At 53.1% G+C, this 25,139-nt stretch carries 15 protein-coding genes and 2 pseudogenes; 5 read left to right on the top strand and 12 right to left on the bottom strand.

The genetic code is table 11. The annotated features are described in order from the left end of the window. Nucleotides 1–496: 496 nt before the first annotated feature. Nucleotides 497–1,927 (top strand): AAA family ATPase, encoded by a 1,431-nt coding sequence (locus tag I6E40_RS07515; RefSeq protein WP_235386421.1) that lies wholly within the window; start codon nucleotides 497–499, stop codon nucleotides 1,925–1,927. A 621-nt stretch (nucleotides 1,928–2,548) separates the two neighbouring features. Here the strand turns inward: I6E40_RS07515 and I6E40_RS07510 are convergent. The 6 genes and pseudogenes from I6E40_RS07510 to I6E40_RS07485 all read right to left on the bottom strand — a co-directional run. Then, nucleotides 2,549–2,656: pseudogene (locus tag I6E40_RS07510) on the bottom strand (vitamin B12 dependent-methionine synthase activation domain-containing protein); the annotation flags it as partial. 381 nt (nucleotides 2,657–3,037) lie between these two features. After that, a pseudogene (locus I6E40_RS07505) lies at nucleotides 3,038–4,315 on the bottom strand (ATP-binding protein); the annotation flags it as partial. Between the two features lie 1,087 nt (nucleotides 4,316–5,402). After that, complete coding sequence (locus I6E40_RS07500; protein WP_235386420.1) at nucleotides 5,403–6,098, bottom strand: four helix bundle suffix domain-containing protein; 696 nt, start codon at nucleotides 6,096–6,098, stop codon at nucleotides 5,403–5,405. Between the two features lie 135 nt (nucleotides 6,099–6,233). Continuing rightward, nucleotides 6,234–9,785: a methionine synthase gene (metH, locus tag I6E40_RS07495; RefSeq protein ID WP_235386419.1), complete on the bottom strand. Its 3,552-nt coding sequence runs from the start codon at nucleotides 9,783–9,785 to the stop codon at nucleotides 6,234–6,236. A gap of 122 nt (nucleotides 9,786–9,907) precedes the next feature. Beyond that, nucleotides 9,908–10,861 (bottom strand): methylenetetrahydrofolate reductase, encoded by a 954-nt coding sequence (locus I6E40_RS07490; RefSeq protein WP_410897045.1) that lies wholly within the window; start codon nucleotides 10,859–10,861, stop codon nucleotides 9,908–9,910. Nucleotides 10,862–10,939: 78 nt separating this feature from the next. After that, complete coding sequence (locus tag I6E40_RS07485) at nucleotides 10,940–11,857, bottom strand: glucosaminidase domain-containing protein (protein ID WP_235386417.1); 918 nt, start codon at nucleotides 11,855–11,857, stop codon at nucleotides 10,940–10,942. 427 nt (nucleotides 11,858–12,284) lie between these two features. On the opposite strand from I6E40_RS07485, the gene I6E40_RS07480 reads away from it, so the two are divergent. Further along, entirely contained in the window at nucleotides 12,285–13,199 is a 915-nt protein-coding gene (locus I6E40_RS07480; protein ID WP_235386416.1) for a M23 family metallopeptidase, read from the top strand. 154 nt (nucleotides 13,200–13,353) lie between these two features. Here I6E40_RS07480 and ilvC read toward each other — a convergent pair whose 3' ends face one another. The 6 genes from ilvC to I6E40_RS07450 form a co-directional block, all read right to left on the bottom strand. Then, nucleotides 13,354–14,397 (bottom strand): ketol-acid reductoisomerase, encoded by a 1,044-nt coding sequence (gene ilvC / locus I6E40_RS07475; RefSeq protein WP_235386415.1) that lies wholly within the window; start codon nucleotides 14,395–14,397, stop codon nucleotides 13,354–13,356. Nucleotides 14,398–14,609: 212 nt separating this feature from the next. Then, nucleotides 14,610–15,215: an acetolactate synthase small subunit gene (gene ilvN, locus I6E40_RS07470; RefSeq protein ID WP_235386414.1), complete on the bottom strand. Its 606-nt coding sequence runs from the start codon at nucleotides 15,213–15,215 to the stop codon at nucleotides 14,610–14,612. A gap of 80 nt (nucleotides 15,216–15,295) precedes the next feature. Beyond that, nucleotides 15,296–16,993 (bottom strand): biosynthetic-type acetolactate synthase large subunit, encoded by a 1,698-nt coding sequence (ilvB, locus tag I6E40_RS07465; RefSeq protein ID WP_235386413.1) that lies wholly within the window; start codon nucleotides 16,991–16,993, stop codon nucleotides 15,296–15,298. A gap of 69 nt (nucleotides 16,994–17,062) precedes the next feature. Next, nucleotides 17,063–18,865 carry a dihydroxy-acid dehydratase gene (ilvD, locus tag I6E40_RS07460; RefSeq protein WP_235386412.1) on the bottom strand — a complete coding sequence of 601 codons (1,803 nt, stop codon included), beginning with the start codon at nucleotides 18,863–18,865 and terminating at the stop codon, nucleotides 17,063–17,065. Nucleotides 18,866–19,018: 153 nt separating this feature from the next. Then, entirely contained in the window at nucleotides 19,019–19,246 is a 228-nt protein-coding gene (locus tag I6E40_RS07455) for a hypothetical protein (protein ID WP_235386411.1), read from the bottom strand. A 61-nt stretch (nucleotides 19,247–19,307) separates the two neighbouring features. After that, nucleotides 19,308–21,539: a S9 family peptidase gene (locus I6E40_RS07450; protein WP_235386410.1), complete on the bottom strand. Its 2,232-nt coding sequence runs from the start codon at nucleotides 21,537–21,539 to the stop codon at nucleotides 19,308–19,310. Between the two features lie 193 nt (nucleotides 21,540–21,732). Between I6E40_RS07450 and I6E40_RS07445 the strand changes: the two genes are divergently transcribed. The 3 genes from I6E40_RS07445 to I6E40_RS07435 all read left to right on the top strand — a co-directional run bounded on the left by I6E40_RS07445 (nucleotide 21,733) and on the right by I6E40_RS07435 (nucleotide 24,456). Further along, nucleotides 21,733–22,503 (top strand): acyl-[acyl-carrier-protein] thioesterase, encoded by a 771-nt coding sequence (locus I6E40_RS07445; RefSeq protein WP_235386409.1) that lies wholly within the window; start codon nucleotides 21,733–21,735, stop codon nucleotides 22,501–22,503. A gap of 174 nt (nucleotides 22,504–22,677) precedes the next feature. Beyond that, nucleotides 22,678–23,106: a DUF4488 domain-containing protein gene (locus tag I6E40_RS07440; RefSeq protein WP_235386408.1), complete on the top strand. Its 429-nt coding sequence runs from the start codon at nucleotides 22,678–22,680 to the stop codon at nucleotides 23,104–23,106. 126 nt (nucleotides 23,107–23,232) lie between these two features. Beyond that, a complete protein-coding gene (locus tag I6E40_RS07435) occupies nucleotides 23,233–24,456 on the top strand; it encodes a saccharopine dehydrogenase family protein (RefSeq protein WP_235386407.1) in 1,224 nt (407 codons plus the stop codon). Nucleotides 24,457–25,139: the final 683 nt, after the last annotated feature.

The raw sequence follows: 25,139 nt of genomic DNA, 5'->3' as shown, positions 1-25,139 counted from the left end.
CTCCGCCACCTGGGCGTACTGAAGAAGCGCACCGCGAAGGGCGTGTTCTACTGTGTCAGCCGGAAGCAGGTGGAGACGGTTTGAAAGAGAAGACCCGCCTTTTGACCCGCCTTTTGACCCGCCTTTTTGAACCGCTTTTGAAACATTAATGTTCATGAATTGATTCATTAAAAGCCATTAATTTGTTTTTGAACACGAATTGTTCACGAATTGTTCATAATTAATGAGACATTTAATGAGGCAATTAATGGACATTAATGGAGAAAAATTCTTGTTTTTGGAACACGAAACGCGCGAAATGTTCAGAATTAATGAGGCAATGAGGGACATTGACCTGTCCCTCTGTCCTCCCCACTTTGGAAAAGAATTGAACTGAACATAGAATCCATACCAATGTAGGAATTCGTCAATAAACCAGCGGAATCTTTACTTTTTCTCATCTTTCCGCTTGTTTTCTTACGAAAAAGTATCATCTTTGTGGCGGAATTCAAAATTAATGGATGCCATGCTGATTGGTCGAGAAAAAGAAAAACAAGTATTACAGAATGCTCTCAACGAAGAGTACTCTCAGTTTGTTGCAGTGTATGGAAGACGTCGTGTTGGCAAGACCTTTCTAATCAGAGAAGCCTTTGAAAACCGATTCGACTTCCAATTTACCGGTGCTGCAAATTTGACTGCAAGAAAGCAGTTGGTGCGTTTCCGTCGTGCCCTCAAAGAACATGGGCAGAAAGACACTCCAGAACTAACGAACTGGGGTGATGCTTTCTGTGAACTCAAACGATTTATTATGAATCTGCCTGAAGGCAAAAAAGTCATATTCCTTGACGAGCTTCCATGGATGGATGCTCCACGCTCTGGTTTTTTATCAGAGCTGGAGTCTTTTTGGAATGGATGGGCATCCGCCAGAAAGGACATTGTTTTTGTGGTGTGCGGAAGCAGCACTTCATGGATGGTTAAGAAAATCATCAAGAATAAGGGCGGTTTGCACAATCGCTTGAATCATCGTATATCCCTCAATCCTTTCCCGCTGGGATTATGCGAGAAGCTAGCTCAGTCAAGAGGTCTCGTGTTGAACCGCAAGCAGATATTGGAAGCCTATATGATATTGGGCGGTGTTCCATATTATTGGAGCTTGTTGCAAAAAGGCACAAGCATAACTGCCGAGATTGACAGACTTATTTTCTCTCCAGACGGAGAACTGCATGACGAATTTGAAATGCTGTATGCTTCCCTGTTCAAAAAGCCAGAACCATACGTTCGTGTAATTGAGCTGTTGGCAAAGAAAAAGATGGGCATGACTCGAATAGAGTTGCTGGCGGCAGGAAGATTTGAAGACAACGGAGCATTCTCTGACATTCTGAAAGATTTGGAGTGGTGTGGCTTTATTCGTAGTTACACTATGATGGGGTATCGGACAAAATCAGATATTTTTCAGTTGATAGACCATTATACATTATTCTATTACGAATACATAGATGGAGTGCGCCAAGGTTCAAACTATTGGAGATCAATGTTGGGCACCCCAAAGTATAATACTTGGTGTGGTTTGGCTTTTGAGCGCACTTGCCTGTGGCATGTTGACCAGATTAAGAAGAAGCTTGGTATTAGCGGAATACTGACAAATGAGTATGCATGGCGTTGCTTACCAAATGAAGACATCGATAGACCAGGAGTTCAGATAGACCTACTTATAGACAGAAGCGATGGAATAATTGATATATGCGAAATGAAATATTCTAAGAAACCATACACCATCACTTCCAATTATGCAGAAGAACTTGCTCGTAAACGAAATGTTTTTCAGACAGTAACTGGCACGAAGAAAGCCATTCATTCCATTATGGTTACAACCGATGGGCTCACTCGGAATGAATATTGGGGTGACGTTCAATCTGAAATACAACTGGACGATTTGTACGAACTATAAAAAACGATTGTTTTGCTATGTTCAAGAATTATAAAGGGGGTCTATAAATTACGGGATAAGGAACGTTCAAAAGAAAGTGCTTACGTTTTGGTTGGTTTCTTAGCGCGCCCTTTTGTAAGTTGGGGAAGGAGCATAGCGGGCTATGTGACTGACGAAACTTACAAAAGTTCATCTCTAAGAAATCAAAAATCAACTCAACCTAATTTTTAGAACACCCCTTTAAAGAAGTTGGACTCACCCTTTTGCAGTTTAGCGGACAGTAATCAATCTTTTACTTGATTCGTGTTCCAAAAACATTCAATTCGTGTTCAAAAAGCAATTTGGTTTCCTTTAATGAGCCAATTCATGAACATTGATGTTCCCCCAAAAGAGGCTTTCAGCAACACGGGGATTTCCGTTGAAGCGGGCAGTAAGTTCGGCGTTTCGATTTGTGGTTAGGAGCGCACGCTTTTTGAAACATTAATGTTCATGAATTGATTCATTAAAAGCCATTAATTTGTTTTTTGAACACGAATTGAACACGAATTGAACACGAATTGAACACGAATTTTTCAGAATTAATGAGACATTTAATGAGACAATTAATGGGCATTAATGGAGAAACATTTCTTGTTAGGAGCGCACGCTGAAGTAGTAGGCGTGAGGACTGGCAAGGTAGAGCCCGCATACAGAGGCTTGCGGCAGCATCGCGCCGTTTTCGGTCAGCGAGATGCCCAGGGCGGGGAGGTCGTATGACAGCCCGACGAATGCGGCACATCCGACAAGTGTATAAATAAAGTTCAGTCCGAAACGTGCCGCAAACGACATGTTGCCAATCTTGCGCACGTTATATCTTAACTGGAAGAAAAACAAGCCATAAAAATAAATCATGTGGAAAGCGAAGAACGCCCAGAAACCGAGTTCTTCGCAGACATTCTGTCATGCCAGATTCCACGGAATCCACACCACATTCGGGTATATGATGAACATTGTGCAGATTAAAGCGACAATCGGCTGTTTTCGCGGTATGTAAAAAGAAGTAAGGCACTCTCCTTGCGTCTCCTTCGCTATATATTGCAACATCTTATCCGTATGCTAAATTTGCAGAGATTCTTATTTGATAGATTCTTTTTAGCCACTTGTCTCATCTGATAGCACTTTCCAGTACCCTCCTTTAGCGGGTCCTATGCGTTTTATGATTCCTTTCTGTTGGAGTACTTTTAGATTGTACTTTACCCCATCTTCTGACAATAAGCCCAAGTTTGATGAGATTTCTTTACGTCCTGCATATGGATGAAGTAGCAAGAAATCGATAATTCCTTTCTGGACAGGTGTAATATCAATATCTTGTTTCTGGGTAGTTTCTGGGTAGTTTCTGGGTAGTTTCTGGGTAATGTTACCTTCTACCTGATCGCTGGGAATATTTTCTTGCTTTTCTCTTGCCTTTTCCTGCCCTTCCAAAACATTAGCCCATACAGAGGCTTTCATGATAAAAGCAACCAAATGATATTGAGGTTCCTTCGTGCCGATGGCAGAAAGCTCACGGCACATACGGTCAACGCCCTCGCCAAACTCCTTTACATAGTCGTAGGCTTTTAGGTACTCGGCAATCTTGGGGTTGCGGGAGAAGTGGGTGTGGCGGATGTTGTCGGTTCGGACGATACCGGGCAACTTGCCAGGGGTCTCAAACACAATACGGTCGTCGAACATCTTTATCTGTATCTCCGTTCCCTTGATGCTATAATCTCTATGGCAAACTGAGTTCACCGTCATCTCTTGTATCACGAACTTGGGATATTCCCTGTCCGTCTTGAAGAGACCGTCCTCGCCCAAATAGGAATGTTCCTTCACTTGGGTTTCGAGGTAGTCGACGGTTTTCTGAATCTGGTCAAGAATGCGTCCCTCAAAGGTGACATCCTTGATGACATTCATCTCCCTGCCCACTTTCTCCTCTGTACCGTAGTACTTGACGAAACGGACACGGGCACGAGGGAAGAATTTCTGCGGATGCTTGCCGAAGAGCAAGATGCAAGCCGTGCTGACTTGTGGCACATCGCCCTTGTAAGTCAAGAATCCTTTGTTCTCTTGCAGGTATTCCATCGGAGACTTGCCATAACCAATGCGCTTCATGTATGCTTTTACGGCATCCATGTCAATGTCCTCTATAGTGGCATCGTAGGCGGGGCTGTCCTCATAGTATCGTTCACCCTTGTCGTACATCAGTTGCAGACGTTCCTCAAAGGGCAGTTTGCGCGACTTGTCGCCCACCCGCCAAAATACCTCGTCCGCTTGGTTGGCATGGAGGCGAGGACTGGCAGGGACATGGATTATCAGTATGTGGTTGTCGTTGCCTTCACTGTCTTGGCAAGGCATGAACTCTGTCGTGACAGAGATAGTGGGCACGCAGAATATTCATCTCATATATACACCCATTAAAGTAAGGTTCCCAATCCATGTTGATACGAAGAGATGGGGGCGTTTCAACTGACTCTATCCCTTGCGTTCACTTTACTTCGTACCTCTTAGATACACAAGTTTCGGAAGAAAAACATATTATATACAGCCAATAAGTCAAGATGTCAATCTTAATCCATATAAATAATGGAGTATTTTCAAAGAACACGATCCCCCACAATCCTTTTAACTTAATAGGCGAAAACGGAGCATACCACCTTTCGGCGAAGCCCCTGTGTACTACAATTCAGTTTCGCAACGGGGATGCTATTGCTGATATACAGATAGTTAGTCCTACAAGCCCCCCCCAAATAGTTGTATTTTTTTATGGCATCAAACTTGGGTTAATGGGCATTAATTGTTTTGCAACACGAAACGCGCGAAATGTTTGGGCGGGAAGAGGATGTGGAGAGGAGGTGGAGAGGACATGAAGAGGAGGTGGAGAGGAGGTGGAGAGGATGTGAAGAGGAGGTGGAGAGGATGTGAAGAGGATGTGAAGAGGATGTGAAGAGGAGGTGGAGAGGAGGTGAAGAGGAGGTGAAGAGGATGTGAAGAGGAGGTGGAGAGGAGGTGAAGAGGAGGTGGAGAGGAGGTGAAGAGGAGGTGAAGAGGAGGTGAAGAGAAGGTGACGCCGTTTCGTCTTCTCGTCCCTTTCTCCCTTCGTCCCTTTGTCTCTTCGTCCCTTTGTCCCTTTGTCTCTTTGACTCTTCTTCTCTTTGACTCTTCTTCTCTTTGATTCTTTGTCCCTTCGACTCTTTGACTCTTCGTCTCTTTGTCTCTTTCTCCCTTCGTCCCTTTGTCTCTTCGTCCCTTTGTCTCTTTGACTCTTCGTCTCTTTGTCTCTTTGTCTCTTCCTCTCTTCGTCCCTTTCTCTCTTCGTCTCTTTGTCTTTTTGTCCTTCCTCTCTTCGACTCTTTGTCTTTTTGTCTCTTCGACTCTTTGTCTCTTTGTCTCTTCCTCTCTTTGACTCTTTGTCCCTTCGTCCCTTTGTCTTTTTGTCTCTTCGTCTCTTTGACTCTTAGTCTCTTAGTCTTTTAGTCTCTTAGTCTCTTAGTCTCTTCCTCTCTTCATCCTCAAGCCTCCTCTTCATCCTCTCCAGCTCAGTCTCAAGTTCCCTAATCCTCTCTTCCTGCTGTTGGATGGTGGCTTGCATTTCCTTCATGAGCTGTTCCTGCTGCGCCCTGTATCCGGTGCGCACTCTGTACATGCGCTCCTTCATGCCGCCCTCCTTGCGGAAACGTTCTTCGAGGGTTTTCAGGTAGCCGTTCATCAACACGTCTATCTGGCAGCACATGGTATAGCCCGTGTTTGCCATTTCCTCATCATTCCATTTTTGGAAGAAGGGTTCATAATCGCGGAGTTTGTTGCATCTCTTGGTGAACTCGTGCATCCCTTGGTAGCGTGGGTGTTGCTTGTCCCATAGTGTCAGATGGCGCGAGAGCAGATAGTCTTTGTAGTCTTCCCTCAGTTCATGAATGCTTGAGCGTGCCACATTGAGCAGTTTCAGTTCCATTTCGGTGGATGTCTTTCCGTCTTCTGACCCTTCTATGATGTTTTGTTTGCCTGAGCGTGCTGCCTGCACCATCTGATCCACGGTGCGGTCGCCATGCTTGGGGAGAAATCGCTCACAGAACAAGAAAGTCATCTGGTAGAGTGCTTCCGACTTCTGAAAGAAACGCAGCTCTTTCCAATTCGCGCCTTGAAGCAACACTCTTTCTTCTTTACTCGGTTCATTCATAGCCTTATACTTTTATTGTTCCTGACATTAGTTAATGGGGTGTTCTATAAATTACGGGATAAGGAACCTTTAAAGAAGTTGGACTCACCCTTTTGCAGTTGAAGCGGGCAGTAAGTTCGGCGTTTCGATTTGTGGTTAGGTGCGCACGCTGAAGTAGTAGGCGTGAGGACTGGCGAGGTAGAGACCGCATACAGAGGCTTGCGGCAGCATCGCGCCGTTTTCGGTCAGCGAGATGCCCAGGGCGGGGAGGTCCAACATCTTTGCCACGCGGAAAATCATTCTTTGGTCCGGCAGCGACGGATAGCCCACCGCAGGGCGTATGCCTCGGAAGGCAGCACGGGCGAGTTCCTCCCGAGTCAGGTTCTCGTCGGGAGCGTAGCCCCAGAGTGTTCGTCGCACCTCGCGATGCAGCCACTCGCTGCCCGCTTCCACCAGGCGATCCGCCACACTGCGCAGCAAGAGGTGACGGAAATCGTCACCGCCGAGGCGCGCAGCCTCAATCTCTTCCACGAAGGAGGGAGAAAGCGTGATGGCAAAAAGTCCGACGTGGTCCTCCTTGCCTTCCGGTGCCACAAAGTCGCAGAGCGCGGGACCTTGCGCCTCTACCGATGAGGTGGAAGAAGCGTGGCGCGGAGTCGGAATCTCCACGCACTCTCCTTCGCCGTTTTCCGGAAGGAACACAATGGCGTCGCCCGAGGAGAAGGCACGGCGGAATGCCACTTGTGCCTGAAGAAAGTGGCGCTCCTGCAACTCGTCCATCAATGCTTCTGCCTCTGCCCACAACTCACGTGCTTCGGGCGAATCCTTTTTTACCTTCCAGAAACGGTGGAAAAAGACAGGGTTGATGAGACTGCGCACCTCCTGCAACGGAATCGGTGACACCGTCTTCAGTCCGAGGAAGGAGGGGCGGGGGAGAGGCTCATGTTCCCAGTCGATGACAGGTCGGCGAGACGCTTCGGCGTCCGCGACAGCCTTGGCTGCTTGTTTCTGTTGCAAATGACGTTCCACGAGCATCTGTTGGTGGCGTCGGTTCTCTTCGATGAGTTTCTCGCGCTCCGGTCCGAGGAGGGCGGCGGCGAGAACCGGATTCTGGGCAGCGTCCTTGACGTGGAAAACAGGTCCTTCGTAGCAGGGCGCAATCTTCATTGCCGTGTGGAGTTCCGACGTGGTGGCTCCGCCGACGAAGAGCGGAAGTCGGAAACCCGCCTCGTTCATTGATTTCGCCGTGTGGCACATCTCGTCGAGCGAAGGCGTGATGAGTCCGCTCAGTCCGACAAAGTCATAGTGCCCCTCGCGGAGTTTCTCCACAATTTTCTCGGCGGGCACCATGACCCCGAGATCTTCCACTTCAAAGTGGTTGCAGCCCATGACGACGGCGACGATGTTCTTTCCGATGTCGTGGACATCGCCTTTGACGGTCGCTACGAGATAGCGTCCGCGGCAAGTCTCTTCGCCGCTCTTCCCCGCCTCGATGTGCGGTTGCAGGAAGGCGACGGCGCGTTTCATGGTTCTGGCAGATTTCACGACCTGAGGCAGAAACATCTTTCCTTCGCCGAAGAGTTTTCCGATGCGGTCCATGCCCTCCATGAGCGGACCTTCAATGATTTCTCCGGGCTCGGCGAAGACGCTCAGTGCTTCGGAGAGGTCAGCCTCCAAAAACTCCTCGTCGCCCCGGCGGAGTGCTTCTTTCAATCTTTCCTCCAAGGGGATGAGGCTGCGGTCCGGCGCGGCGGACTCAGCAGATGAAGCATCGGAGGCGGGCGCGTGCATCTCTGCAGCTGCTGCCACCAGGCGTTCCGCCGCATCGTCGCGACGACAGAGGAGCACGTCCTCGATGAGTTCCAAGAGATGGGGCGGAATGTCAGCGTAGGCAGTTTTTGCCGCGGGGTTCACGATGCCCATGTCCATGCCCGCCGCGGAGGCGTGGAAAAGGAAGGCAGCGTGCATGGCTTCGCGCAGGAAATTGTTGCCGCGGAAGGCAAAAGAAAGATTGCTCACGCCGCCGCTGATGTGTACCCCCGGAAGATTCTCGCGAATCCATTTCGCTGCTTTGATGAAGTCCAGCGCATAGCGGTCATGTTCCTTCATGCCCGTTGCCACGGCGAGGATGTTCGGGTCAAAGATGATGTCGCGCGGCGGGAAGCCGGCGCGTTGTGTCAGGAGTTTGTAGGCACGCTCGCAAATCTCTGTCTTGCGAGCGAAGGTGGTTGCCTGTCCCTCTTCGTCAAAAGCCATGACCACCACGGCGGCACCGGCGCGACGAATGAGCGCGGCGCGTTCCAAAAACGACGCTTCGCCCTCCTTCAGGGAAATGGAATTGACCACGGCTTTCCCTTGCACACATTTCAGCGCGGCTTCAATGACTTCAAAGCGTGAGGAGTCAATCATCCACGGAATCCGTGCGACCTCAGGGTCAGAAGCCATGAGGTTCAAGAAATGAGTCATCTCTTCTTTTGCCTCCAGTAGTCCATCGTCCATGTTGATGTCCAACATCATGGCGCCGTCGCGCACCTGTTTCCGGGCAATGGCGAGGGCTTCCTCGTAGGCTTTGGCTTTGATGAGGTTGAGGAACTTGCGACTGCCCGCCACGTTGCAGCGCTCACCCACGTTGATGAGCATTCCTTCGGGAGCGTTGAAGGCATCAAGTCCCGCAAGCCACGCTGTTTGAAGCGAGGCGGGGAGACGACGTCCCCGATGGTTTGCTGCCATCGCCACAATGTGGGAAATGTGGTCCGGAGTCGAGCCGCAGCACCCGCCAAGGATGTTCACGCTCGCGTCGCGAATGAAGTCTTCCGTTTCTTTCGCCATGCAGGTCGGCGTGTCAGAATAGTGTCCCTCTTCGTCCGGCAATCCGGCGTTGGGGTGCGAGGAAACAAAGACGGGGCAGTTCTCCGCCAGACGCCGCAGGTGCGGACGCATGTCGGGAGCACCGGTGGAACAGTTCAGACCGACGCTGACGACTTGCTCGTTGTGACAGACGGAAGCCAAGAAAGCTTCCACCGTTTGCCCCGCAAGCATCCTTCCTGAGGCGTCGGCAAGCGTAGCACTCAGCATGACGGGCACGCGACGTCCCGTGCGTTCCGCCGCACGGCGGGCAGCCTCAAGCGCCGCCTTGGCGTTGAGCGTGTCAAAGATGGTCTCTATCAAAAAGAAGTCCACGCCCCCTTCCGTCAGCGCAATCATCTGTTCTTCGTAGGCTTCAGCGAGTTCATCAAAGGAGAGGCTTCGCATCGCCGGGTTCTCCACGTCGGGAGACATGGAGAGCGTTTTGTGGGTCGGTCCCACCGAGCCTGCCACCCAGCGCGGCTTCTCGGGCGTCGCTTTCGTGAAGCGGTCCGCCTCTTCGCGAGCCAGACGCGCCGCTTCGAGGTTGATGCGCGACACGTAGTCTCCCGTACCATAGTCCTGCTGAGAGATGCGTTGCGCATTGAAGGTGTTGGTGGAGATGATGTCGGCACCCGCCTCAAGATAGAGCGTATGGATTTTGCGGATGAGTTCAGGGCGCGTCAGCGTCAGAAGGTCGTTGTTGCCTTGCAGACGGGCGGGGAGATGAGTAAAAACGTCTCCGCGGAAGTCCTGCTCTGTCAGGTTTTCCCGCTGGAGCATGGTGCCCATGGCACCGTCAAGAATGAGGATGCGCCCTTCGAGCAAAGCCTGTCCGGGGGCGGAGAGAAGAAAATCTTTCAAAGGATGAGGAATTAAGGGGGTAATGCCCCGTTTTTTTGACGAGGATGTGCGATATGACGGTGTGTCATAATAACTCTTCCGCTTCAAAGAATCTGGTGGGAAGTGGAAAAGGAGGGGAGGGGTCAATAGACCGCCTTGGCGATGCGCTCAATGCTTGTGGCGGCATTCATAGAATAGAAGTGAATGCTCGGTACGCCCGCCGCTCTTAGTTCTCGCGCTTGGGCAATGCCCCATTCGACACCGAGGTCTTTCACTTCGTCGTTCGAACGACACTTACGCAGTTCTTCGGAGAGTTCCTCGGGAAAATCAATGTGGAACGTCTTGGGGAGCATGGACTGATGCGTGAGCGTGGTCAGCGGCTTGAGTCCCGGAATGATGGGTACGCGGATGCCGGCTTCGCGAGCACGTAGGACAAAATCAAAATATTTTTTGTTGTCAAAAAACATCTGTGTCACGACGTAGGTGGCACCTGCCTCCACCTTGCGCTTCAGATTTTCCAGGTCGGTTGCCGGATTCATGGCTTCCTCGTGTTTTTCCGGATAACCTGCCACGCCGTAGGTGAACGGTTTCTCCAGCTTTTCGCAGAGGCTTCCGTCCATCAAGACGCCTTCGTTGAAACGGTTCACCTGCTCGCAAAGTTCCAAGGCGTGGGTGTGGCCGCCCGGCGTCGGGGTGAAACGATTCTCACCGCGGGCGCGGTCGCCGCGGAGCACGAGCAGGTCAGTGATGCCAAGGAAAGAAAGGTCAATGAGTTCGTTTTCAATGTCGCTTTGCGTGAAGCCGCTGCAAATGAGGTGCGGCACGGCGGGAATGCCGTAGCGCTCGTGGATGGCGGCTGCGACGGCAACGGTTCCGGGACGGCTTTTGACGGAAAAGCGTTCGAACATTCCGCTGTCCGTCTCGTGGTAGATGGTCTCCGTCCTGTGGGTCGTGATGTTCACGTAGGCAGGATTGAAGGGCAGGAGTCTTTCAATCGTGCGGAAGACACTGTCGATGCTTTTTCCTCGCAGAGGAGGCAGCACTTCCATGGAAAAGGCAGTGTCGTGGGGGGTGTTCAGGAATTGGCTGACGCCGATAAAGTCTGTCATATTTGTTTTGTGTGTTGTTTCTTGAAGGGTCAGAGAGGTCAGAGAGGTCAGAGAGAGTTTGGGTCGTCATCTGATTCGGATGCGGTCGCCCACTTTGAAGTGATAGAATTCTCCGATGGGGTTCATCTTGCAAATGCGGTCAAGGCGAACGCCGTAGATTTGACTGACGGTGTGGAGCGACTCGCCGGGTTGAAGGATGTGGTGTTTCGTCTTGAGTTTCTTGTCCGCCTTGCGCGCTTTCTTTCCGAGGAAGACGACGTCGCCCGGTTTCAGAGGCGTTTTCGCATCGACGTCATTGTAGGCTCGGAGTTTCTTTTCTCTGATTTTCATCCTTTTCGCGAGGGAAGCGTAGGTGTCGCCGGGTTGGGCGACAAGATAGAATTGTCCGTTGCATTTTCGGATGGGATGGTCTCCGGCTCTGCGCGTGAGTTTCTCCTCTTTTTCCAGTTCGTTCCGTTCGTGTCGCGAGAGGCTCTTCATTCCGTCAAAGCGCGTGAGGTCGTAGCGTTCGATGATGTTGATGAGCGCGGAGGCGTAGGTGGGACTTGTTGCATAGCCGGCGCGTTTCAATCCGTGCGCCCAGCCTTTGTAGTCCGTGGGTTTCAGTTGGAAGAGCGAGGCATAGCGTCTTCCGTTTCGTAGGAAGAGCGAGTGGTCCTCATAACTTTCCTGTGCGTTTTTATAGACTCTGAACTTCTCGTTCGGCGCATCGTCGTCACGGAGCATGTAGGGTCCGCGCCAAGTTCCGCCGCATTTGATGCCAAAGTGGTTGTTTCCTTTTCGTGCCAGCGTGCTTGTTCCCGCTGCGCTCTCCAGGAGTCCTTGTGCCAGCGTGATGCTTGCGGGCACGCCATGTTTTTTCATTTGCTCCACCGCCGTCGGTCCGAACCGTTGGATGTAGTTCTCGTAGAGTTGCGTCTGTCCTGCCGCCGACACCGGAAGGAGCAGGCAGAGGATGATGATGATGTGGCGCAGTAGATTCATGTTTCGTTGTCTTTGGTTTTCCGCTCGCTTTTCGTTTTGCGGTGTGCGCCAAAGATTCGGCGTAGCGAAGCAGAATGTTAGCAAGAAGCGAAGCAAAGTTACGGCAAGATACATGAACTGCCAAAACCCGTCCCTCTTTTTTGCGTTTTGGTAGCAGAACCGCGCTTTTTGTAAGGAAAGCAAACGTCAAACGGCTTCTGTTGCCCAGTCCTCAGCATTCTCCTTGAAAGCGAAAGTTTCCGCGCTCTCTGCCCCAAATTCCGTGCTCTCTTCTTCGACTTCAGCAGTCTCTTTTCTAAATTTAACGTCCCGATATTCTGTCGGTTGCAAATATTGGTGTAAATTTGCGGCGGAAATGTGAGCGATGTCTCCGTTTCTGTTCTAATACTCTGATTTTCACTTCAACTCTTCAATTTTTTTACATCCAATGAATTTGAACTTTGTGCGCCGTCTCGGGCTTTCCTTGCTTGCTTCCGGTTTTGCCGTCACTCTTCTCGGACAAGATCTCATCGCTCGTCAAGCCCCCGTGGACCGTCGCCTCAGAGCCGTGGATTCCATTGCCATTCAGCGTGCCGTGGAACGCGACATCCTCATAGACCCTTCCGCCGAAATCTATAACAGTTGGGTGACGACCAAGGCTCACCCCTATCGCAGCGAGGAAGTGCCCGACAGTTTCGTCATTGACCTTCGCGGCTTCGCCATGCCGACCCCCTCGCGCCAGGTGACGTCACGCTTTGGCTATCGTCCCGCCTTCCGCCGCATTCACAAAGGTTTGGACATTAAAGTTTATACCGGCGACACGATTGTCTCCGCTTTTGACGGTAAAGTGCGCGTGGTGCGCTACGATGCCGGAGGCTACGGAAACTATGTGGTGATTCGTCACACGAACGGTCTCGAAACCATCTACGGTCACCTCTCCAAACAACTCGTCTCCATCGACCAGGAGGTGAAAGCGGGCGAACCCATCGGACTGGGAGGTAACACAGGACGTTCTTTCGGCTCGCACCTTCATTTTGAAACTCGTTTGGCGGGAGAGCCCATCAATCCCGAATTCCTCTTCAATTTCCCCGCGCAGGACGTGACGGCAGACTACTATACCTTCCGCAAAAACAAAACTTCCGGCGGCACGACGATGCTGGCTTCCACCGAAGCCCCCGGCGGTGAGAAAACCCAGGAGGTGGCAAACTCCACCACTCGTTCTTCTCACTTCTACAAGGTGCAACGCGGCGAAACGCTCTATTCCATCGCTCGCAAGTTGGGACTCAGTGTTTCCAAACTGGCTTCCACAAACAGCCTCAAAACCAGTAGCCGTCTGCGCACGGGACAGATTCTGAGATATTGAAATCCGATGTCTTCTCGGCTGACTACTTCAAAAGCCGTTTGTCGGACAGCCATAAATCCTAAAATAATTTACGCATAAGAAAAACCGCTGCGAACGATTGGTTTGCAGCGGTTTTTCTGTGCGTTTTTTCTCGCGTTGTTTTCTGTGCGAGAAATCAGTTGTTCTCGGGACGGAGGGTGCGGACGGTTTCGCCGGCGCGCCACATTTCGCTTTCACGGAGAGCCTTGAGTTCAGCCTCAAGACCTACGCGGTAGTCGGGCTTGGAGTTGCTATCGATGGAGATTTGTGCTTCGTTGCCTGAGGCTACGCTTTCATAGAGTTTCTCCATGACGGGCTTGATGGCATCGTGGAAGGGACCCATCCAGTCGAGTGCGCCGCGCTGTGCGGTGGTGGAGCAGTTGGCATACATCCAGTCCATGCCGTTCTTGCCTACCATCGGGAGGAGAGACTGAGTGAATTCTTCCACGGTTTCGTTGAAGGCTTCGGAGGGAGTGTGTCCGTGTTCGCGGAGCGTTTCGTACTGTGCGAGGAAGAGGCCTTGGATGGCGCCCATGAGAGAGCCGCGTTCGCCGGTGAGGTCACTGGTGGCTTCGCGTTTGAAGTCAGTTTTGAAGAGATAGCCGGAGCCGATGCCTACGCCGAAGGCAAGCACTTTGTCTGTGGCGTGACCGGAAGCATCTTGATAGACAGCGTAGGAACTGTTGAGTCCGCGTCCTTCAAGGAACATGGTGCGGAGAGAAGTGCCGGAGCCTTTGGGAGCCACCATGATGACGTCAATGTCGGCAGGAGGAACCACACCCGTGCGGTCGCTCCAGTTGATGGCGAAGCCGTGGGAGAAGTAGAGGGTCTTGCCGGCGGTGAGGTGCGGTTTGATGGAAGGCCAAAGTTGCATCTGTGCAGCGTCGGAGAGGAGCATGCAGACGATGGTTCCTTTCTCAGCGGCTTCTTCGAGAGAGAAGAGAGTCTCGCCCGGCACCCATCCGTCAGCGACGGCTTTTTCGTAGGTCTTGCCTTGACGCTGTCCGACGATGACGTTGAAACCGTTGTCGCGGAGGTTGCAGGCTTGTCCGGGACCCTGGACGCCATAGCCGAGTACGGCGATGGTCTCGTTCTTCAAGATTTCACGTGCTTTTTCGAGAGGAAACTCCTCGCGGGTCATCACTTCTTCAATGACGCCGCCAAAATTCAGTTGTGCCATTTGTTTGGTTGTTTATTTATGTGATAAAGTTTTGTAAGTCTAATCTAACTTAGTAATCCTCAAAAAATAACCTGCATCATCTTTGAAAATCTTTTCGGTCCATATTTCCTCCCTCATCAGTCAAATAGCTACGGCTATGCTCCTTCTTCGGGTGAAAATCTGACCTCGAAAATGTCATTCAAATCTGACGCAACTTATTATTTTCATATTACTTAGATTTCGCTCATGGTTTGTCCCTGTCGTTTTTCTTCTTCGCGCAGGGAGAGAAATTCTTTCAGTTCTTCGCGCGGGCTCTTGGTGACGGCGATGACACCGCTGCTGACATATTGCAGGATGCAGCCGAAGCCTTTGAGTTTGCGGTAGAGTGCGAGGGTCTCTTCGGGCAGTCCGTTCTTTGCCACGATGGCGTAGGTGGAGTTCACCTCGACGATGTGTCCGTCGAAGAAGCGGATGGCTTTTGAGATTTCTCGGTTTTCGATGAGGCGCGCGGTGGCGATTTTGTAGAGCGCCTGGTCCATGACGAAGACGTCGTCAGAGAGGAAGTATTGCGCCTGAATGACGTCAATCTTCTTTTCCAACTGTTTGACGAGGGTTTGCACGGTGTGCTCGTCGGTCCAGGTGGTGATGGTGTAGCGGTGGACGTGTTCAATGCCCGAGGGCGACACGTTGAGGCTTTCAATGTTGAGTTGGCGACGTGTGAAGACGTTGGTCACCAGATTCAAGACACCGGCAAGGTTCTCGGAGAAAACGATGATGGTGTAGAGTTTGTTGTCGGGATTGCTCTCGGCAGCAGGAAGGGTATGTGGTTTGTCGGTCATGTCGGCAGGACTTTCTTGGTTATGGGGTGTGTATTCTGCGCTCGTTTCCGCTATATATAATAAGGTATATATGTCGGCTTTCAGACGGTGAGCATCATGTCGTCCACGTCGTGTCCGGGGCAGCACATTGGCATCACGTTGTCTTCTTCCAAGACTGCGGCTTGCAGGAGGAAGGGTCCCGGGGTTGCGAGCATCTTTTGGATGGCTTCGTCCAGGTCTTTGCGTTCAGTCACGGTGACAGCCGGGATGCGATAGGCTTCAGCGATTTTCTCGTAGTCCGGGTTCATCATCGGCGTGAAGGAGTAGCGGTGGCTGAAGAAGAGTTCCTGCCATTGGCGCACGTTGCCCAGATAGTTGTTGTTGAGGAGGATGATTTTGACGGGTGCTCCCTGTTCCATAATCGTTCCGAACTCTTCGATGGTCATTTGGAGTCCTCCGTCTCCGAGGAAGAGACAGACGGTTCGGTCGGGTGCTCCGAAGGTGGCGCCGATGGCGGCGGGCAGTCCGTAGCCCATGGTTCCCATGCCTCCCGAGGTGACCACGCTGCGTTTTTCCGTGAAGCAGAAGTAGCGCGCAGCCATCATCTGGTTTTGTCCCACGTCGGTCACCATCACCGCCTTGTGTTGAGAGAGTTCAGAGACGCGGCGCACGACTTCTCCCATGCGGAGCGGTCCTTCGGTGGGATGGATTTGCGGTTCAATGACCACCTCTTGTTCCTGTTTGTCCCATTGGCGGAAACTCTCGCGCCACTCTTCGTGGCGGTTTTCGCGGAGCAGTTCGGTGACGGCGGCAAGGGTCGTTTTGCAGTCTCCCAGCACGGCGACATCCACTCTCACGTTCTTGTTGATTTCCGAGGGGTCAATGTCAAAGTGTATGATTTTCGCCTGTTTGGCGTAGGTCTCCAGTTTTCCGGTGATGCGGTCGTCAAAGCGCATTCCGACGGCGATGAGGACGTCGCACTCCTGCGTCTTCTTGTTCGACCCGAGCGAGCCGTGCATGCCGAGCATGCCGACGTGGAGCGGGTGCGCGGTGGGCAGGGCGGAGAGTCCGAGGAGTGTGCATCCGGCGGGAAGTCCGGCTTTTTCGATGAATGCTTTCAGTTCCTCCTGGGCGTGTCCCAGTTCGACGCCTTGCCCGACGAGCACGAGAGGACGTTTGGCGGTGTTGATGAGTTCTGCCGCTTGCACCACGGACTGCGGTTCGGTCGGCGGGACGGGCACATAACTGCGGATGAAATCAATCGTTCCCGGCTCGTAGGGTGCTTTGCTGATTTGCGCGTTTTTCGCAAAGTCCAGCACCACGGGACCGGGACGACCGCTCCCGGCGATGTAGAAAGCGCGGTGTACTGCCCATGCCACATCCTTCGCGGAGCGAATCTGATAAGCCCACTTACAGATGGGTTGCATGATGTCCACCACGTCGATTTCCTGAAAGGCGTCGGTGCCGAGCATCTGCACGCCCACCTGTCCCGTGATGACCACCATCGGCGTGCTGTCCACCATGGCATCGGCTACACCCGTGACGGTGTTCGTTGCGCCCGGTCCGCTGGTGACGATGCAGACTCCGGTTCTTCCGCTGACTCGGGCGTAGCCCTCGGCGGCGTGTGTCGCAGCCTGTTCGTGGCGCACGAGCACGTGGTTCAATCGGTCTCTGTAGTCGTAGAGAGCATCATAGACAGGCATGATGGCACCTCCGGGATAGCCGAAGAGCGTTTCCACGCCTTCATCGATGAGGGCGCGCATGAGGATTTCTGCGCCGGTGATCTGTATGTCTTTCATTCAGTCTGTGTTCGTTTGAGGGGTTTCTTATACCTTATTATATATAGGTCACGATTTCCGTACCTTCTTTTACTCCACGATGCGTATGCCGCCCTTGTCGGCGCTTGCCACCATGGAGGCGTAGGCGCGGAGTGCTTTGGAGACGGTGCGTTTGCGTTGCAGTGGTCGTTGCGGTCTTGCTGCGAGTTCCTCGTCAGAGAGTCGCACGGAGATGGAGCGGGAGGGGATGTCGATGACGATGATGTCGCCGTCCACCACTTTGCCGATGTTGCCGCCGGCTGCTGCTTCCGGAGAGATGTGTCCGATGCTCAGTCCGGAAGTGCCGCCCGAGAATCGTCCGTCGGTGATGAGCGCACACGCTTTGCCGAGGTGTCGGCTCTTGATGTAGGAAGTCGGGTAGAGCATTTCCTGCATGCCCGGTCCGCCCTTGGGGCCTTCGTGAGTGATGACCACCACGTCGCCCGCTTCCACCTTTCCTCCGAGAATGCCTTCGCAGGCGTCCTCTTGCGAGTCGAAAACGCGGGCGCGTCCTTCAAAGTGCCACAGGGCTTCGTCCACGCCGGCGGTTTTCACGACGCATCCGTCCTGTGCGATGTTTCCGAAGAGCACGGCGAGACCGCCGTCTTTGGTGTAGGCGTGTTCCAAGTCGCGGATGCAGCCTTCTGCGCGGTCGGTGTCAAGTCCGTCCCAGCGTGCGTTCTGTGCGCCCATGCGAATGCAGAACTTACCGCCCGGTGCGCTGTGGTAGATGCGGTCTGCCTCGGGATCCACCGTGTCGGCGGTGATGGAATAGCGTGCAATGTCGCTGCCGAGTGTGGAACCGTTCACGCGGGGCGCATCAAGGTCCAGCAGTCCTCCCTTGGCGAGTTCGCCGAGGATGCCCAGCACACCGCCGGCGCGGTTGCAATCTTGGACAGAGAAGCGGGTCGTGTTGGGAGAGAGTTTGCAAAGACACGGGACGCGGCGACTCAGTTCGTCGATGTCTTTCATTTTGAAGTCCACTCCTGCCTCGTTAGCCACGGCGAGGAGGTGGAGCACCGTGTTGGTCGAGCCGCCCATGGCGATGTCGAGGGTCATGGCGTTGAGGAATGCGCGGCGGGTGGCGATGTGCAACGGGAGCACACTCTCGTCACCTTCTTCATAGTATTTTCTTGCGTTCTCCACAATCAGTTTGGCGGCGTCGGCAAAGAGTCGGCGTCGGTTCTCGTGGGTTGCCACAATCGTTCCGTTGCCCGGCAGGGAGAGTCCGAGTGCCTCCGTCAGGCAGTTCATGGAGTTGGCTGTGAACATTCCCGAGCAGCATCCGCATCCCGGACAGGCGAGTGCTTCCACGCGTTGCAGTTCTTCGTCTCCGACGGAGGTGTCAGCGCCTTTCACCATGGCGGTGATGAGATCCACGTGTTCTCCGTTGAGTTCTCCTGCTTCCATGGCACCTCCGCTGACGAAGACGGTCGGGATGTTGAGGCGCATGGACGCCATGAGCATGCCCGGTGTGATTTTGTCGCAGTTGGAGATGCAGACGAGGGCGTCGGCTTTGTGAGCCTGTACCATATATTCCACAGAATCGGCGATGATGTCGCGGGAGGGCAGGGAATAGAGCATTCCGTCGTGTCCCATGGCGATACCGTCGTCGATGGCGATTGTGTTGAACTCGGCGGCATAGCAGCCCAGTTTCTCAATTTCTTGTTTGACGAATTGTCCGACCTCGTGGAGATGTGTGTGTCCCGGTACGAACTGAGTGAAGGAGTTGGCGATGGCGATGATGGGTTTCCCCATTTGTTCGCGTTTCATGCCGGTGGCGAGCCAGAGCGCACGTGCTCCTGCCATTCGGCGACCTTCGGTGCAGACGGCGCTGCGAAGAGGATGTTTCATGGTTTTTGTGTTCATGAATCGGATACTATGCCCGAGGGAGATTCCGCAGCGTCGTTGAGAGTTTGCGGCAATCTCCCTCCGTTTTGTAATGCAAAAGTAAGCATAAATTCGCTTTTCACGTCATTTTGTCAATGAAAACTTTGTAAAGTCTCTTCATTTTGCCACGGAAACTGTGCTTTGGATGTCATTGCGGTGTTGCTGTCGTCTCATGCGGCTTCGTTGCCGTCCGATGCCGCGTTGCTGCTGTGTGGAGTTTGTGTGGTTTGTTTTCGTCACGATAATCTCGGGAAAAAGTGTCGAAGCCGCAGAAAAAACGTTGCCACGGCGGACAAAAGCAAGGTTGTCAGCCGTGGCATGGAAAAAGAAGATTGTGTCGGTCACGTGGGTCAGCGCGGTCGGCGGTCTGTCATTCACAGAACACTTCCCTAAAGCACCTGCGGCGTCACGGACGGAGTTTCTCTTTGAAGAAGTCGCTGATGGTGCGCATGAGGTGGAGGCGCGTCTGTCCGCCCATGATGAAGTGGTTGCGGTTCGTATAGACCTGCTGGCGGAAGAGTTTCATGTTTTGCACGTAGGCTTCGCTGACCTCGGTGAAGTTCCGGAAGTGCACGTTGTCGTCTGCCGTGCCGTGGATGAGCAGGAGGTCGCCGTGGAGTTTCGGTGCGCGGTTGATGGGATTAATGGCATAGCCTTCGGCATTCTCCTTCGGCGTTCGCATGTAGCGTTCCGTGTAGATGGTGTCATAGTATTTCCAGTTTGAGGGCGCAGCCACAGCGACGCCGGCGCGGAAGACGGGTGTGCCTTCGCTCATGGACATCAGAGTGTTGAAGCCGCCGAAACTCCATCCCCAGATTCCGATGCGTTCGCCGTCCACGTAGGTCTGATCGGCGAGCCATTTCGCCACGGCGACTTGGTCAGCCGATTCTATCTCTCCCAGTTTGAGGTAGGTGCATTTCTCGAATGCTGCGCCACGCGCTCCGGTGCCGCGACCGTCCACACACGCCACGATGAAGCCTTGGTCGGCAAGGTAACTCTCAAAAGCGGCGCCGGGATAGAGTCCTATGGACCAGGCATCCCGCACCTCCTGAGAGCCGGGGCCGGAGTATTGATACATGATGACGGGATATTTCTTCGCGGGGTCAAAGTGGCGCGGTTTCACCATCCATCCGTTGAGCGGTGTGCCGTCGGCGGCGGGGCAGGTGAAGAATTCCTTCGGAGAGAAGAGTGCGTCGGTTTTTTCTTTCAGTTTGACGTTGTCAACCAGCACTTTCTCGCTGCGACCGTCCGAGGTGCGGCAGAGCGAAACGACGGGCGGCTGTTGGAGGGAGGAGTAGGTGTCGAGGAAATATTTTTTGTCCTTGCTGAAGATGGCGCTGTGCGTTCCCGGTGTGGAGGTGAGTCGGCGCACTTTTCCGTTTTTCTCGCTGATGCAGATGCTGGTGCGCAGTGGGCTTTCGTCGTGTGCGGCATAGAAGCATCGTCCGGTGGCGGGGTCGTAGTCATAGAAGGCAGCGACGTCGAAGTCACCCTTTGTCAGTTGTCGTTCCAGTTTTCCGCTGAGGTTGTAGAGATAGATGTGTTTGAATCCGCTTCGGTCGGAGATGAAGGCGAAGCGGTCGCCGAAGAAGCGGAGAGAGCCGTAGGTTGTTTCCGGAATATATTTCTCATTTTCTTCTCTCACCGCCAGCGTGCATTCCGTGCTGCGCGGGTTCGCCATGTAGATGTCCATTCGGTTCTGTCGGCGGTTGAGCGTGACGACGGCGAGGCGTGCCGGGTCGGAGGTGAAGTGGATGCGGGGCACGTAGGCGTCAGAGTCGAGGGGCAGTTTGAGTGTGCGTGTGACGCGGTTTTTGATGTCGAAGGTCATGACGCTGACGCTGCTGTTCACCTCTCCTGCCACGGGATATTTGTAGCGGTAGGCGCCGGGATAGTTGTCGCAGTCTTCGTGGACGGGCTGGTCGCCTTTATACATCGTCATGGAGTAGAGCGGCACGCGGCTTTCGTCGTAGCGCACCCACGCCAGCATTTCGCTGTCGGCGGAGAAGTCAAAGGAGCGTGCGGTGGAGAACTCCTCCTCGTTCACCCAGTCGGGCAGTCCGTTGATGAGTTTGTTGAATTCGCCGTCTTTGGTGACGCGGCTCTCAGCGTTGCCGTAGAGGAGTTTCACGACAAAGAGGTCGCCCTCTCGTACAAACGCCACCATCGTGCCGTCGGGCGAGAAGATGGGCTGCTGCTGCGGTCCGCCATCGGAGAGCGGCTCGTAGGAGTTGTTCTGTGTGTCATATATATAATATACGGCAGAGAAGGAGCGGCGGTAGATGGATTTGCGTTGCGTCATGAGCAGAATTTTTCTGCCGTCGGGGGAGAGCGTGAATCCCTCGATTTGTTTCAGTCCCGCCTTGCCGCGTGCTTTGTCGGCATCAAAGAGCACACCCGTCTGACTGCCGTCGCGGAAGGAGAAGAGTTCAATGCGTTTCAGGTCGGGGGAGAGACGGGCATAGTTGTCGCCCTCGGTGGAGGAGTGCACACTGTAGGACTCCGGGATGTAGTGCCAGTTACTGATGTCTTCCAGCGTCAGCGAGGAGGACTGTGCCTGTGCCGGCTGAGCGGCGGCAAGCCAACTGCACAGAGCGGGCAACGCCACGGCGGCACGGAGGAAAGAGGAAGTTTTCATGATGAAATAAAAGTGGATTGAATTGTTTTGTTCTGCTTGATTATGGGGTGTTGCTGAGGCTGACCGAACGGCGCGAAAGCAGGTTCGCACGGCGTCATGTCTCAGAAAATCTTGGGCAAAGTTACTTTTTTTGAGTCAAAACCTTTACCTTTGCTCGCATAATCATCCATCTGACATTCAAACCGACAGAAAAATGAGTCATCGCACAGGTCGTTATTCCTTCACCGTCGAACCCTTCACAGAGGACTGCTTGGGCAATCTTTCGTGGGGACGTATGGGCAACTTGCTCCTCCGCTGCGCTTCGATGCACGCCGGAGAACACGGTTTCGGCTTCAAGGACATGATGCGCGTGAACCACGTTTGGGTGCTCTCCCGTCTCACCATTGAAGTGGACAGCCTGCCTCGCACCGGCGAGACTTTTTTCATCGAGACTTGGGTTGATAAAGTCTATCGGCAGTTCACCGACCGTCATTTCAGCATCCTCCGCCCCGACGGCACAGCCTATGGACACGCCACCAGCATTTGGGCACTCATTGATTGGGAAAGCCGACAAGCAGCCGACCTGCGCGGCGAGCGAATGCCCAAAACGGCGAAGTGGGATGACGTCCTCATCCCTGAACGTCCGAACCCCATTGCCTCTTCGCGAAGTCGCGCCAGAGTGAAGAACCCCGTGGAACGGGGCGTTCACACGGCGGCTTTCACCGACTTGGACATCAACGGACATTTCAATTCCATTCGCTATCTTGAACTCGCCTTGAACCTTTTCACTCCCGAAGCACTCAAGGCACGCCCCATCCGGCGCATCGATTTGGCTTTTGCGGCGGAGACCTATTGCGGCGAGCAACTCCACATCTTCACTGATGCCGACGTCGCCGACCCCATGGCGTTTGAAATGCAGAGCAGTCGCGGACAGACCGCCGTCAGAGGATGCTTGCAACAGACGGAAGCGCAAGACTCGGAATGAGTCGTGTGTGAGGAGAGAGAATAGAGCCGGGGGACGTTCCAAACGTCCAACCCGCGCCGCACAGAATCCGGAGAGAGAACATGAATGCCATTCGCTGACCTTCCGGCGAAGGCAACGCTCAAAGAAACAACGGTCGCAGACCAATTCAATAATCTCTCTAAAATCATTCGCATCATGAAAAAAGTTCTCTCACTCCTCGTTCTCCTCTTCCCGTTGATGTTGAACGCCGCTCCCACCACCAAGAAAGTGAAACTCGAAGGCGTCTGGCAGCAAGTGCAACCCGCCACTGAAACCACGCCGGAGATGAAACTTCCCGTTTGGAAGGTCATGCAAAACGACGGAACGTTCTGCACTTTCCTCATCGCCAACAACAAAGCGCAGTGCGTCATCACCAACGAAGGCACCTTCCGTCTCACCTCAGATTCCACCTTCGTCGAACACATCAACGGCACCATCGTGAACCCTGACCTCATCGGAAAGAACAACAAAATCACCATCGTTGCCGCCGAAAAAGACAGGATTCAAATCACCTACCGACTCCAGCCCGATGGAGGTGAAGCCAAAGAAACCTGGATTCGTGTCAAACTCGAAATTCCTGAGTGACGCGGGTCGCTTCATGTGGGCTTTGGCGTTAGCAGAAACGCAACCGCGCGTGGTCAAGTCGCAAGAATTGCAATTCATCATTCATACACATATTATAATATAAACAGTCACCCCAAAGAATTGAACATGGGAAAAGTATTGATTATCGGCGCCGGAGGCGTCGCCACTGTGGCAGCCCACAAGATTGCTCAAAACAGCGATGTCTTCAGTGAAATCATGATTGCTAGCCGCACGAAGTCAAAGTGCGATGCCATTGTCAAAGCCATCGGACGCTCCGACATCCGCACCGCACAGGTTGATGCCGACAGCGTGGAACAACTCTGCGAACTTTTCCGGGACTTCCAGCCCGACCTCGTCGTGAACCTCGCGTTGCCCTATCAGGACCTGACCATCATGGAGGCATGTCTCCAATGCGGCTGCTCCTATCTGGACACGGCAAACTATGAACCCAAGGACGAGGCTCACTTTGAGTACTCCTGGCAATGGGCTTTCAAAGAACGCTTCGAGAAAGCCGGACTCACCGCCATCCTCGGCTGCGGCTTCGACCCGGGCGTGACAAGCATCTACACCGCCTACGCCGCCAAGCATCACTTCGACGAAATCCACTATCTTGACATCGTGGACTGCAACGCCGGCGACCACCACAAAGCGTTTGCCACCAACTTCAATCCCGAAATCAACATCCGCGAAATCACCCAGAAAGGTCTCTACTGGGAAAACGGAAAATGGGTAGAGACCGAACCGCTGGAGATTCACCAGCCGCTCACCTATCCCCACATCGGCCCCAAGGAAAGTTATCTGCTGCACCACGAGGAAATCGAAAGTCTCGTGAAGAACTATCCCACCATCAAGCGTGCCCGCTTCTGGATGACCTTCGGCGAGCAGTATCTCAAACACCTTGATGTCATTCAGAACATCGGCATGTCGCGCATTGACGAAATTGACTACGTCGCAGAAGCCGCCGACGGCAGCGGTCCCGTCAAAGTGAAGATTGTTCCCCTCCAGTTCCTCAAAGCCGTGCTCCCCAACCCGCAAGACCTCGGTGAGAACTACGACGGCGAGACCAGCATCGGCTGCCGCATCCGTGGCGTGAAAGACGGAAAAGAACGCACCTACTACGTCTATAACAACTGCTCGCACCGCGCTGCCTACGAAGAAACGGGCATGCAGGGCGTCAGCTACACCACCGGTGTGCCGGCGTGCATTGGTGCCCGCATGTTCATGCTCGGTCTTTGGAAACGTCCCGGCGTTTGGAACGTCGAAGAGTTTGATCCCGACCCCTTCATGGAAGAACTCAACAAACAGGGACTGCCTTGGCACGAAATCTTTGACGGCGACCTTGAACTTTGACGTGCGAGTCCTGAGGGGGAGAGCCTCTTCCTCGTCTTGCCAATCACATTTTGAAATATGTCACGTTCGCAATTTCACCGATGAGTGGAATTGCGAACGTTGCTTTTGGGGAGAACGCTCGCGGTGCGCAGAAAGTGTTTCCTCCTGTATTTAACCACCGTCATAATGATGACGCCTCGGTGACGCCTCGGTGACGCCTCGGTGACGCCTCGGTGACTCCGTCCCAGCCCGTCACCGCCCACGCAAAAAACTCATCCTCATGAAAACCATTCTCCAATCATGGCTGTCCGGTAAAGTTTTGTTTTTCTCAGCCAAACTGCCACCGTACAGCAACCGTTTTTTGAGGACACACCATGACACTGCACTATACGTAATTAAAAGGGGAACAAAAAAACTCTGCAAACTATACACAAATCCTACATTCAATCCTACATCTCGCTGATTTACCGTGCGTTACGGAATGTATAGTTTGCGCTTCAAACTATACACAAACCCTACATTGAACTATACATTGAAGCGTTCAAAACCCTACACGAAACGGAGCGCAAACCCTGCACTGCAACGGCGCGCAGTTTACTTAGGAGCGCTCCTAGTTTTTCTTAGGAGCGCGCCTAGTTTTTCTTAGGTGCGCTCCTAGTTTTTCTTAGGTGCGCTCCTAGTTTTTCTTAGGTGCGCTCCTAGTT

The sequence above is a fragment of the Prevotellamassilia timonensis genome (assembly GCF_021531665.1).
Lineage (GTDB): Bacteria > Bacteroidota > Bacteroidia > Bacteroidales > Bacteroidaceae > Alloprevotella.
This window is presented reverse-complemented; position numbering and strand designations above follow the sequence as displayed.

What these genes read in the sequence shown, in the direction of transcription:
- I6E40_RS07515 (WP_235386421.1), top strand. Translation starts at nt 497, where the DNA reads ATGGATGCCATGCTGATTGGTCGAGAAAAAGAAAAACAAGTATTACAG.
- I6E40_RS07500 (WP_235386420.1), bottom strand. Translation starts at nt 6,098, where the DNA reads ATGAATGAACCGAGTAAAGAAGAAAGAGTGTTGCTTCAAGGCGCGAAT.
- I6E40_RS07485 (WP_235386417.1), bottom strand. Translation starts at nt 11,857, where the DNA reads ATGAATCTACTGCGCCACATCATCATCATCCTCTGCCTGCTCCTTCCG.
- I6E40_RS07480 (WP_235386416.1), top strand. Translation starts at nt 12,285, where the DNA reads ATGAATTTGAACTTTGTGCGCCGTCTCGGGCTTTCCTTGCTTGCTTCC.
- ilvC (WP_235386415.1), bottom strand. Translation starts at nt 14,397, where the DNA reads ATGGCACAACTGAATTTTGGCGGCGTCATTGAAGAAGTGATGACCCGC.
- ilvN (WP_235386414.1), bottom strand. Translation starts at nt 15,215, where the DNA reads ATGACCGACAAACCACATACCCTTCCTGCTGCCGAGAGCAATCCCGAC.
- ilvB (WP_235386413.1), bottom strand. Translation starts at nt 16,993, where the DNA reads ATGAAAGACATACAGATCACCGGCGCAGAAATCCTCATGCGCGCCCTC.
- ilvD (WP_235386412.1), bottom strand. Translation starts at nt 18,865, where the DNA reads ATGAAACATCCTCTTCGCAGCGCCGTCTGCACCGAAGGTCGCCGAATG.
- I6E40_RS07450 (WP_235386410.1), bottom strand. Translation starts at nt 21,539, where the DNA reads ATGAAAACTTCCTCTTTCCTCCGTGCCGCCGTGGCGTTGCCCGCTCTG.
- I6E40_RS07445 (WP_235386409.1), top strand. Translation starts at nt 21,733, where the DNA reads ATGAGTCATCGCACAGGTCGTTATTCCTTCACCGTCGAACCCTTCACA.
- I6E40_RS07440 (WP_235386408.1), top strand. Translation starts at nt 22,678, where the DNA reads ATGAAAAAAGTTCTCTCACTCCTCGTTCTCCTCTTCCCGTTGATGTTG.
- I6E40_RS07435 (WP_235386407.1), top strand. Translation starts at nt 23,233, where the DNA reads ATGGGAAAAGTATTGATTATCGGCGCCGGAGGCGTCGCCACTGTGGCA.